The sequence below is a fragment of the Haladaptatus rarus genome, assembly GCF_054177585.1.
The window spans coordinates 122,415-132,535 of record NZ_JBPEHG010000013.1; the positions used below are offsets into that span (position 1 = coordinate 122,415).

Annotated in this window: 14 protein-coding genes; 7 read left to right on the forward strand and 7 right to left on the reverse strand. The window is 60.3% G+C overall.

Features of this window, described 5'->3' with window-relative positions:
- Positions 1–13 precede the first annotated feature (13 nt).
- Complete coding sequence (locus tag ACR3FE_RS21630; RefSeq protein ID WP_458209737.1) at positions 14–847, reverse strand: alpha/beta fold hydrolase; 834 nt, start codon at positions 845–847, stop codon at positions 14–16.
- A gap of 496 nt (positions 848–1,343) precedes the next feature.
- Between ACR3FE_RS21630 and ACR3FE_RS21635 the strand changes: the two genes are divergently transcribed.
- The 4 genes from ACR3FE_RS21635 (at position 1,344) to ACR3FE_RS21650 (ending at position 3,159) form a co-directional block, all read left to right on the forward strand.
- Entirely contained in the window at positions 1,344–1,619 is a 276-nt protein-coding gene (locus ACR3FE_RS21635) for a 4a-hydroxytetrahydrobiopterin dehydratase (protein ID WP_458209739.1), read from the forward strand.
- A complete protein-coding gene (lwrS, locus tag ACR3FE_RS21640; RefSeq protein ID WP_458209741.1) occupies positions 1,619–1,990 on the forward strand; it encodes an LWR-salt protein in 372 nt (123 codons plus the stop codon). The genes ACR3FE_RS21635 and lwrS overlap by 1 nt, the downstream gene beginning before the upstream one ends.
- A gap of 233 nt (positions 1,991–2,223) precedes the next feature.
- Positions 2,224–2,697, forward strand: coding sequence for a pyruvoyl-dependent arginine decarboxylase (locus ACR3FE_RS21645; RefSeq protein ID WP_458209742.1), 474 nt, complete (start codon positions 2,224–2,226; stop codon positions 2,695–2,697).
- Between the two features lie 57 nt (positions 2,698–2,754).
- Positions 2,755–3,159: a DUF5811 family protein gene (locus ACR3FE_RS21650; protein ID WP_458209744.1), complete on the forward strand. Its 405-nt coding sequence runs from the start codon at positions 2,755–2,757 to the stop codon at positions 3,157–3,159.
- Here the strand turns inward: ACR3FE_RS21650 and ACR3FE_RS21655 are convergent.
- Both ACR3FE_RS21655 and infB read right to left on the reverse strand, forming a co-directional pair.
- On the reverse strand, positions 3,156–3,362 hold the full coding sequence (locus ACR3FE_RS21655) for a DUF8015 family protein (RefSeq protein WP_458209745.1): 207 nt from the start codon (positions 3,360–3,362) through the stop codon (positions 3,156–3,158). The two genes, ACR3FE_RS21650 and ACR3FE_RS21655, sit on opposite strands and share 4 nt — an antisense overlap.
- A gap of 150 nt (positions 3,363–3,512) precedes the next feature.
- Positions 3,513–5,312 carry a translation initiation factor IF-2 gene (gene infB / locus ACR3FE_RS21660; protein ID WP_458209746.1) on the reverse strand — a complete coding sequence of 600 codons (1,800 nt, stop codon included), beginning with the start codon at positions 5,310–5,312 and terminating at the stop codon, positions 3,513–3,515.
- Positions 5,313–5,522: 210 nt separating this feature from the next.
- Between infB and ACR3FE_RS21665 the strand changes: the two genes are divergently transcribed.
- The 3 genes from ACR3FE_RS21665 (at position 5,523) to ACR3FE_RS21675 (ending at position 6,794) form a co-directional block, all read left to right on the forward strand.
- Positions 5,523–5,963 (forward strand): hypothetical protein, encoded by a 441-nt coding sequence (locus ACR3FE_RS21665; RefSeq protein WP_458209747.1) that lies wholly within the window; start codon positions 5,523–5,525, stop codon positions 5,961–5,963.
- A gap of 129 nt (positions 5,964–6,092) precedes the next feature.
- Positions 6,093–6,338, forward strand: a complete 246-nt coding sequence (locus ACR3FE_RS21670; RefSeq protein WP_458209748.1) for a PRC-barrel domain-containing protein — start codon at positions 6,093–6,095, stop codon at positions 6,336–6,338.
- The gene (locus ACR3FE_RS21675; RefSeq protein ID WP_458209749.1) at positions 6,339–6,794 is read left to right on the forward strand and encodes an NOB1 family endonuclease; all 456 of its coding nucleotides are present in this window, start codon (positions 6,339–6,341) and stop codon (positions 6,792–6,794) included.
- 5 nt (positions 6,795–6,799) lie between these two features.
- Here the strand turns inward: ACR3FE_RS21675 and ACR3FE_RS21680 are convergent, their stop codons facing one another.
- The 4 genes from ACR3FE_RS21680 to ACR3FE_RS21695 form a co-directional block, all read right to left on the reverse strand.
- Positions 6,800–7,561, reverse strand: coding sequence for a CPBP family intramembrane glutamic endopeptidase (locus tag ACR3FE_RS21680; protein ID WP_458209751.1), 762 nt, complete (start codon positions 7,559–7,561; stop codon positions 6,800–6,802).
- 42 nt (positions 7,562–7,603) lie between these two features.
- Entirely contained in the window at positions 7,604–8,260 is a 657-nt protein-coding gene (locus ACR3FE_RS21685; protein WP_458209752.1) for a BGTF surface domain-containing protein, read from the reverse strand.
- A gap of 85 nt (positions 8,261–8,345) precedes the next feature.
- Positions 8,346–9,638: a glucose-6-phosphate isomerase gene (locus ACR3FE_RS21690; RefSeq protein WP_458209764.1), complete on the reverse strand. Its 1,293-nt coding sequence runs from the start codon at positions 9,636–9,638 to the stop codon at positions 8,346–8,348.
- A 218-nt stretch (positions 9,639–9,856) separates the two neighbouring features.
- A partial coding sequence (locus ACR3FE_RS21695; protein ID WP_458209754.1) for a hypothetical protein occupies positions 9,857–10,121 on the reverse strand: 265 nt, incomplete at its 5' end.

Consider the following 10,121-nt stretch of genomic DNA (forward strand, 5'->3'; position numbering starts at 1 on the left):
AGACGCCGAATCGTTAGTTCGAGTTACGGGCGAATATGAGAACCTCGTCGATGAAGCGGTCTGGTGCAGTGTTCATCGGCTCATGTGATTGGCCGTCGAACCGAACGAGCCGAGAGTTTGGGAGCGCGTCGGTGACCGCTTCCGTCGCAGCTTTGTAGAACGAGGGACTCGCGCCACCACCCAACACCAAGGTCGGCGTGGTTACGTTTTCAAACCGGGACGCATCGAACTCGTACTCTGCGATCGCTTGCCACTCGCGGGGCAGCGTATGGGCCGCGTCTACCATATCCTGCCAGATTGGTGCCGAACGAGCCACGTCGATTTCGTCCGGTGTGAGGTTGGCTTCTGCTTGTAAGAATAGCATGAGCGTCTGCTCATTTTCACCGTCGTCTAGCAACCGTTTCATTTCAGCCACCACCTCTTCGACATCGAATTCGTGATCATCAACCTGAATTGGCGGTTCGTTCACGATGAGGTTGCGAAGGTTGTCGGTTCGCAGGGCTGCCTCTAGCGAATAGAGAGCGCCACTCGAATGCCCAAGGAGGGTCACTGGGTCGTCGATTGCATCGACGACCGCAGCCACGTCCTCAGCCTCCCGTTCCAGTTCGTATTCGGCGGCGTCGCCGCTCTCGCCGCGCCCACGACGATCGATCGCGTAGACCGTAAAGTGTTCCGCGAAGACGGAACGGACGTCAGTCAAATCCCAGAACTCGTGAACGTCGCAAGCCCCGTGCACGAGCACGAGCGGTGGCCCGCTTCCCGTCCGTTCAAAGGCAATTGCAGTCCCATCTGCTGACGTGACTGTTTCTACTTCCCCACCTGCATCTGGTGGTGTTGCGTCTGCCATCGGATGATCCTCCCATCTATCCTCTATGCCACACACTCACATAGCATCATTGTCCGAAACATCCATACAGTTAGAATAGGAGGTGCGGCCGCTTGAGGAGGGTAGTCGGTGACCGAGACGCGCCCTCTATTCAGCACGACCTCGTCAAATTGTCACTGGTTGAGTGTTTCAACAGAGTCTAGAGATCAACAATCGACACAACCGCCGATAAAACCCCGGAGACACGACCGACAAAGGCCAGCTCACTCACCGGAAGACCTTCGGCCTTCCGAGCCATCAAAATCGCAATGCGATTTTGAGACACCGCGAGCGAAGGAGCAGCGCGGCTGAGCGAGCGGGCGCAAGGCCGACCACAGGGAGGCCGCCGCGCTTTTGATCGAGCTTTTGCCAGGGAGGCAGGCCGAGTCGCTCGCCACCGTTGCGAGCGACTCGGCACCCGACCGCAGGAAAAGGTTGGGCGAGAGCTTTTATCTGATTACCACACGTCGGTTCGTATATGGCCGATCTGCTTTCCGAAGACGAAGTCGAGACCCGAGCCCCGAGCGGATGGGAGCGCGACGACGACGAGATCGTTTGCGTGTACGAATTCGACGACTACCTGAAAGGCGTCGCATTCGCATCCGAAGTCGGCGAAGTTGCGGAGGAGGAGTTCCACCACCCCGAGATCATCATCCGGTACGACGAGGTGGAGGTGCGGCTGACGAGTCACGAAGCAGGTGGCATCACGGACAAAGACGTGGAGATGGCCGAGCGGTTCGACGACGTGCGCTGATGGACGCGCGCTACGTCTTCGCCGTGCGATTCCGTCTCGACCCGACCGCGTCGGGTATCGCGCTCGAACCGCAGGAGTTCGAGACGCGCCTCTCGCGGCGGGCCGACCCACCGGGCGAAGACGGGTGGCTCTTTTTCCGCGACAATCTCTGGCGGGGGAACATCGGCGACGACCGCTACTTCCGAGAACTGACGAGCGAAGCCCTCGGCGTTCCGGTGACGAGCGTGGAGTACCGGGCGTTCGAGACGGACGAGAAGTACTACGAGGCCCTGCAAGACCAGATCTACGAAGAACTGGACGAGTTCAAGGCCGATTCCGTCTCCGAGGTCATCTCGAAGTATCTCGGCAGTTCCGTCGAAATCGAATACTGAACAGCGCAGTTTTACCGAGGGTATCGTTTCGACTTCGCCGATGGTCTCAGTCGCGTCGATGGTTTCGTCCCGACCGGGCAGTACATTTCAGTATATTTCAGTACGTTTCAGTACGGGCCGTCGGCTCTCGTTCGTCACCGAAACCGACGGCACGATAGCAAACGACGAATCGAACTCCCACACCTGTTCGAAGAATCGACAGACCCTTTCCCACGACGAACCGACCCCCGTGCATGAGCACGATTCGAGTCGTCTGGGGAACCGCCAGTGGGCCGACGAAGATGTCGTCCTACGACGCCGCGCTGGCGGCGGCGAACGTCCACAACTACAACCTCGTCGCCGTCTCGTCGGTCATCCCCGCCGACGCGACGGTCGAACCCGTCGGCACCGCGCCCGACCTCGGCCCCGCCGGAGAGCGACTGACCGTGGTCGAAGCGCGGGCCACGCGCGCCGGGCCGGGCCACGTCTCCGCTGGTCTGGGCTGGACGGAGGGCGATGGGCCGGGTCTCTTCTACGAAGCGGCAGGTGAGACGGATAGCGTGGAGATCGAAGAGCGCGTCCAGGCGGGACTCGAAGCAGGGCAAAAACTCCGTGACTGGGACTTCTCGGGAGAACAGACGAAGACGGTGACGGCAGATGCCGAACCGGGGACGTACGTCACGGCGGTCGTTCTCGCGGTGTACGGCGAGAGCGAACCCATCTGTTAACTTCCGGGGGCGACGGGTTTTTAACGCGGTCGCACTTAAGGAAGGGTAGCAGACCGCATGAACGGAAATACTCCTTACGCTGGCATTCCCGACGTGACGCAGGCCGGACAGCGCGCGTCTGTCGATGTCGAAGAGCTCTCTCCCGAGCAAAAGCGGGCGCTCCGGAACAGCGTGTCGGACATCGCCACGTTGACCCGCAGATACCTCCCCGACGAATACGTCATCGGCTCACAGGTCACGAACGGTGCCACCGGCCCGCAGGCTACCGTCTCGGTGCAGCCACCGGTCGGCCACATCGTCAGTGCGGGATTCGAACCCGAACGTGACGAACTCGACGGCGAACACGATGACGACCTCATCGACGCCGACGACCGTGACGAAGTGGCGCGGGGACTCGCAGCGAGCGCCGTGCTCCAGGTGAAACAGGCCGTCGAAGACAAGATCACACCGACCGCCCGCTAGGTGGTCGGTTGAACATCGCGTCGGCCAAGACGAACGCCGACACGATGCCTGCTGCTGTTACTCCGATGTGGGGATGGAATCGAGAACGTCGTCGTTGCGACTAGCCCAGCGAGCAAGACGACCGGCACGGCGAACAGAACGAAGTCGTAGTAGGAGAACGTCGAGAGAGTTCTGCGAATCCATCGAGCGATGCGACTTGTCATTCGGATTCTCGCCCTCATAACTATCCCTCCACCACATACTATCACGGTCAGAAATAAAATCGTAACGCTACTCGTCACAGCGTAACGCTACTCGTCACAGGATCGATACCGATTGGTCGCTACGTGTCGGGAGAACCCCGATTCGGAACGCTACTTGCCCCAGAAGGGGTCACGCTTTCTCTGCTTGTCCAGATACATCTGGAGTGCTTCGAGTTCGTCCCCCGGAATGTCGTCCGAGAGCTCCTGTTCGAGGATCTTGGCGTGCTTTTCGGGGAGTTCGATCCAGAGTTCGTCGCCTTCGTCGATCTGCCTGCCGACGGTCGGCCCGTCGATGGCGACGCTGACCCGGCTCCCGGTTCGGGCCTCGTCGACGTCTTCCCCCTGGTCTTTCAGTCCTTTGATATTACCCACTCGTGTCGGTTCGTTCCCGTCGAACTTGGCGACGAAGGAGTTGTTCTTCACGGTGCCCGAAAGCACCTCGATACCGACCACGGCAGGGTTGTTCTGCCGGAAGACGTGGTCTTCGAGGATGCGGAACCGAGCAGGGCGAGTGATGTTGTCGAGGACGGTCTGCTGTTGTGCGCGCTCCATCTCCTCGACGTACTCTTCGTACTCCTCGATGAGTCGGTAGATGACGTCGCTGTCGAACAGTCGAACGTCTCGCTGGTCTGCTTCGTCAGCGGCGTCGGCGAGAACGTTGACGTTGAACGCCAGGATCGTCTGGTGTTTCGGCTCGTCCGCAGTCGTAGCGAATCGAATGTCACGCGGTGCGACGTCGCCGACCTCGGCACGCATGATCGGGATCTCTGCCTCTTCGAGCGTACTCACCATCGCTTCGAGACTCCCGAGCGTGTCGGCCTTGACGACGATACCCTCTTCTTGCGTGCTCACCTCGACTTCGGCGAGTTCGGCCTCGACGTCCGCGATGACGTCCTCTATCTCTCGGTCGCGGACGACACGCACTGGCGCTCCCGCCATCGCATCGTCCAGGTCGGGCGCTGCGATCTTCACCCCTGCCGCCGCGCCGATGGAATCGACCTTCTCGAACCGGTCTTCGGTTCGAATCTCGGCGAGTGGTCGTGGTTTCAGCAGGGCGCGAACGTCCGTCACGATGGGCTTGTTCGTCCCACCGACGACGATGGTATCGTCCTCGCTGACGGTTCCATCGTATAGCACAACGTCGAGTGTCGTCCCGAATCCTTTCTCCTCTTTGACTTCGAGCACCGTTCCCGCACCGGGCCCGGAGATGTCTATCTCCATGTCTTCGCGCATGTAGCGCTGGGCGAGTCCCATCAACACTGTGAGCAAGTCGGGGACACCTTCACCGGTTTCGGCGCTCACGGGGACGACGCCGACGTTACCCTGGAAGTTCTGGACGCGCCAGTAGAGGTCGGCGGAGAAACCGGCGTCACTGAGTTCGCCGATGAGTTCGTAGAGGCTCTGGTCGAGCGTCGAACGCGCACGATCGCTCTGAGCCTCGTACGTCTGTTGGATCGGCGAGTCCGGCTGCGGGTTCCACCCCGGTGTCGTGTCGATCTTGTTCGCCGCGACGACGAACGGGGTCTGTGACTGTGTGAGGATGTTGATGGCTTCCTCGGTCTGCGGCTGGAAGCCGTCGTTGACGTCGACGACGAGGATAGCGATATCTGCGAGAGCACCGCCGCGCGACCGGAGGGTCGTGAACGAATGGTGTCCCGGCGTGTCGATGAAGAGCAACCCAGGCAGGTCGAAGTCGTCCGGGTCGACCAACCTCCCGGCGACCTTCGACACCACGTCGAGTGGCACCGCTGTCGCACCGATGTGTTGTGTGATCGCCCCTGCCTCACCCTCGATGACCGTCGACCCGCGAATCTTGTCGAGCAAGCTGGTCTTCCCGTGGTCGACGTGACCGAGGACGGCGACGATGGGAGTTCTGAGAGTTTCCGTCTCGTGTGAATCTGTGTCCGACATACCTACCACCCGGGAGAAGTCCTTATCACAGAACAGCCCGGCACGACATTTAACTCCATCGCCACGTCGGTCAGACCGTTGATGAAGGTTCTGTTGAAATCCGCAAGTTACGGCAAATTTTGAACGGTCGTGGGAAGTGCGGAATGTGTACTTATCATCCGAGATGTGGTTCTCAAGAAAGTATTTGCTGTTCAATAATGTGGCACAGCTATGAACAGACGTCGACTACTGATTCACGTAACCGCCTTCCTCTCTGCCCTCCTCGCTGGTTGTTCGAACGTCGTCTCCTTCAACGACAGTTCGTCCGCGAAGAGTGAGCCAACGCTACAGGAAGTCGTCGTGAAAAACCACCTGAACGAGAAGATGACGTGTTCCCTCGAAATCGTCCGGAACATGGGCGCCGGCCCTCACCGCCTTCACTTCGATCTTCACGAAATCGAACCAGATGAAAGCGAATCATATAGCCGAGACTGGACGGAGAAAGCGGGACACTTCAGCGTCGTCCTTCATTGTCCGTCCATCAGCCGATACGAACTCGTAACGTTCTCGACGTCCGAACGGATGCCCTCGGACGCCACCGTTCGGGTGATATTTACCGTCGAAGAAGACCAGATCAGGAGGGCCATCGACGTGAGAGGAGCATCGAAGTAGTCGTCGATCGAAATCGAGAGATTTGCACCACGCACTTATCACCCGCGATTCTGACGATGTCGAGTAAACGAACCCGACTCAGTGCTCTCCCCGTGGAGTTTATATAGAAGCGGTCGGTAACCCCCACGTATGCCGGACATACTCGCGGAGAATCTCTCGGGGAAAGCCGTCATGGGGTCTGACGGCACCGAACTGGGGATGCTCTACAACATCACCATGAACTTGAAGACGGGGGAGCTATCGAGCCTCGTCATCGAACCTGACGAACAGATCGACACCGCCACCGTCGACCTCGACGTCGACGAGGACGGTCATTTCGAACTACCGGTCAGCCGGGTACAAGCAGTCAAAGATTACATCGTCGTTCAGCGGTAAATGTACGTTCTAGACGCCTCAGCTTTTATCAACGAGTATCACACGACCGAACAGACAGCGTCGATTCCGATGGTTCACGACGAACTGGAGGGCGAACACGCCTTCCGTTTCGACGCGATGGAAGGCTCCGGGATGCACATCCATCTGCCGCGTGACGACACGGTCGAGAAAGTACGCCGGGCCGCAGGTGAGACGGGCGACCGAGACGTACTCTCGAACACCGACATTCGACTCGTCGCTGCCGCGTTCGAACTCGACGGAACACTGGTCACCGACGACTACGCGATGCAGAACGTCGCCGACCGGATGAACGTCTCCGTCGATGTCATCGCACAGGACGGCATCGAAGAGCAGCGAAACTGGAAGTTCCAGTGTGCCGGCTGTGGTCGGGAGTTCGACGAGAACAAAGACCGGTGTCCGATCTGTGGGAGTCCGCTCTCGCGAAAGAATCCATAGAACGGTTAGCCAGCGAACTGGAGGTACATGAGTCCGAAGAGGATCGCATCGAACGTCCCGTGGATGAGCGCAGAGACGACGAGATTCCTCGTTTTCAGGTAGGTGAACCCGAGCACGAGGGAGAGGAAGAAGATGACCGTGAGTGTACCTGCCAGTTCCGTCAGTGTCGACCCCGGCGCGTAGGCGAGGACGTGGGCCAACGCGAAGATCCCGCTCGCAACTACGAGGGCGCCGTACTCGGAGAACGTCTCGTATAACGATTTCTGGATGATGTTCCGGTAGAGCAGTTCCTCACCCGGCCCGATGATGAGCCACGACAAGGGGATGAAGAGCAACAGTATCTCCGCATTTCCCTGCCGAGCGGTCTGTTCGATGGAGTGGTCTGCTGTGCCGATTCCGAGCTGTGAGAGGAGTATAGAGATCGCCATCAGGATGACGAATATGGAAACGACACCGCCGACGACGTAGCCCCAATCGCGTTTGCTCGGGAGTGCGAGGTCGATGTACGAGATGTCGTACCCCCTGCCGAGCATGAACAACAGCGCCACTGTCCCGGTCCCCAGGCCGAGTGCGACGACGCCTAATCCCGATTGCAGCATCGTCCCGATTCCGTCTCCGCCAGCGACCACGAGCAAGACGTTGAGCCAGATACCGATAGCAAAGAGACTCGAAAGGCCGAGAACACCGCTTCGAACGACCGCGAGCACCATCTGGCCGAGCGACCCGCCAGCCGTGGACTCGCCGCCGACTGCTGCACCATCTGCCATATACGACGGAAAGTGCCGAGATAGTAAAGGTGCTACGACCGGTCAGTCACGGGAAGTGAGAAGGAGTCCAGCCCCCGCGAGGGCGACCAGCGCGACGACGAAACTGAAACCGGGTTGACCGCTGCTGTCACTCGCCTGGGTGGTCTCCGTGGCTGCATCCGCGACGACTGCCTTGTCGGTCGTTTCCCCGCTCGCAGTCGCGGTTTCGGTCAGCGCGTAGGTCGTGGTCGGACGTTCGGTCGTCGTCGTCATCGAATCGTTTCGAAGGACGCCATCGACGACGAGGAGGGTTTTCGTTTCAGTCGAGTTGTTTCCGGGAAGTGTGACGATCGCGCCGAACTCAGTCCCCGTCTTGTACTCGTCGAGATCGAACGTCGCGTTGAACGTTCCGTTCGGTCGCACCATGACCGTCTGTGACTTGTAGAACTGCCCGGTCGCGTGGAGCTGTACGCCAAGCTCCGTCCCGGGGTCGAGCGTCGTGTTACCGCGAATCGTCTGGTTTTTCGCGTTGTCGAGAACCAGACCGTCCCCCTCGTAGTGGAGGGAGACGGAACTGTTGTTCGCGTCGGAGAGCTCGTGATCGAATGGATCGTTCTCCGTAGTTTCCACCGGATGACTAGCAAGTACAGTCGTCGCACCCGCAAAGAGCGAAACCGTGACGAGCGCCGCAAGAACCATCGAAACGTGATGAAGCCTCATGATACTGGAATGCGTCGGGTCGGTCTTCGACGCGAAGGACAATCAACAAAACTTCCCCACCCGGTAAATGCTTTGTGAACGTTAGTTATTCGACAGCAAGCGTCGTCTTCTTCGCGACCGCTTCTGCTTCCTCGAAGTCACCGCCGCCGAGGAGACCGCGAGCCGCGCGTTTTCCCCACTCGACTGCTGGCTGGTCGAACGTCTCGACACTGTATAGCTCACCAGCGAGAACGCACGCAGCTTCCATGCAGTAGCAGAGTTCACCGAGTCCGTACTCGTCGACGCGGTCGATCTCCAGCCGGACGGTCGGTTGCCCGGATGCGGCGAGACTCGCTTCGGTCGCATCGAACTCGGCGTCGAGAAGCTCCCCGAGGCTCTGCCCACCGAGATATTCGAGTCCGGGGAGGTCGGTCTCCGGAATCGCGCGGTCGTCGCGTTCGGTAGGGCGAACGAACGTGACCATCTTGTCGCGAGGTCCGGCTCGGTACAACTGAAGCTGGGAGTGCTGGTCGGTCGCACCGAGGGCTCTCACGGGGGTCTGGCCCAGTCCATCCTTGCCGAGGCTCTCGGCCCACAACTGGGCGAACCACTCGGCGAACGTCTCCAACGACTCGGCGTAGGGCATCATCGCGTTGATTCCCGCGCCGCGCTCGTCCAACGCGTAGCACGCCGCACCATAGGCGTAGGCGGGCGATTCGAACAACGATCCGGCAAGACGGTCGGCTTCCGCCTGGGCACCCGCGAGCACCGCGTCGATGTCGTGGCCCTGGATCACAGCGCAGGCCAAGCCGACCGTCGAGAGGACGGAAAATCGACCCGGAACGCCGTCGGGAACCGGCAGTGCGGGCAGATCGTGTCGGTTCGCAAGGTCGCGGAGGTTGCCATCTTCGCCAGTCGTGACGAAGGTTCGCTCAGTCCAGTCCACGCCCGCCGATTCCATCGCGTCGCGAACGACGAGGAAGTTCGCCAGCGTCTCTGCGGTGGTTCCGGAGCGAGAGACGACGTTGACCGCGGTATCCGAGAGCGAGATGCTGTCGAGTAGTCCGGAGACGTGTTCGGGGTCGACGTTGTCGAGAAAGTAGGCGTCCACGTCGGAGTCGAGTCCGTGGGCCAGCGTCGCCGCGCCGAGTGCGCTGCCCCCGATGCCGACCGTGAGCACCGTCTCGGCATCTGCGAAGGGTTCAACAGCCGTGCGAATCTCGTCCGTGTCGGTCGTTGCCGGAAGGTTCAGTGCTTCATAACCGTGCTCGTGGTTCTCGCGGCCAGCTTCGATTCGCTCGTGGGCGTTCGCCACGCGCTCGTCCAGTCGGTCGAGCGCGTCGCGTGAGACGCCGGATGAGGCAACGGTATCGAGAGCGTTGCCGAGGTCTACTCGCATACGAGAGTCGGCATCGTCGGGGGTGAAAAAGCCACCTTCTTTGCCCCGATGTGTCGATGGGCATCGAACGAATCGGTGGGTGACACGACCGCCGGGAATCAGCCAGTGGCACAGCCACCGGAAGTCAGCGAGTGACATGACCGCCGGAAGTCAGCCATCGACACAGCCACCAGAACTCGGCGGACTCGATCATCGGAAATCTGCCGGTGACACAACCGTCAGAGGCTAGCACCCTCTCCGCGAGCGAAGGAACGAAGTGACCGAGCGAGCGGGCCAAGCGACGACCGGTGCGAGACGCGTAGCGTCTCGAACTGCGAGCGGCGAAGCCGCGAGCCGCGGGAGGAGCGCCGTGCTTTTGGTCGAGCTTTTACAGGGAATGCGAGACGGCTGTACCGTCTCGTTCCGTCACGGGCGTCGCCCGTGAAGAAGCCGTCAGAAGCGACGGCCGCCGTCGCTTCTGACCGCGACCGTCGTAAAAGGTCG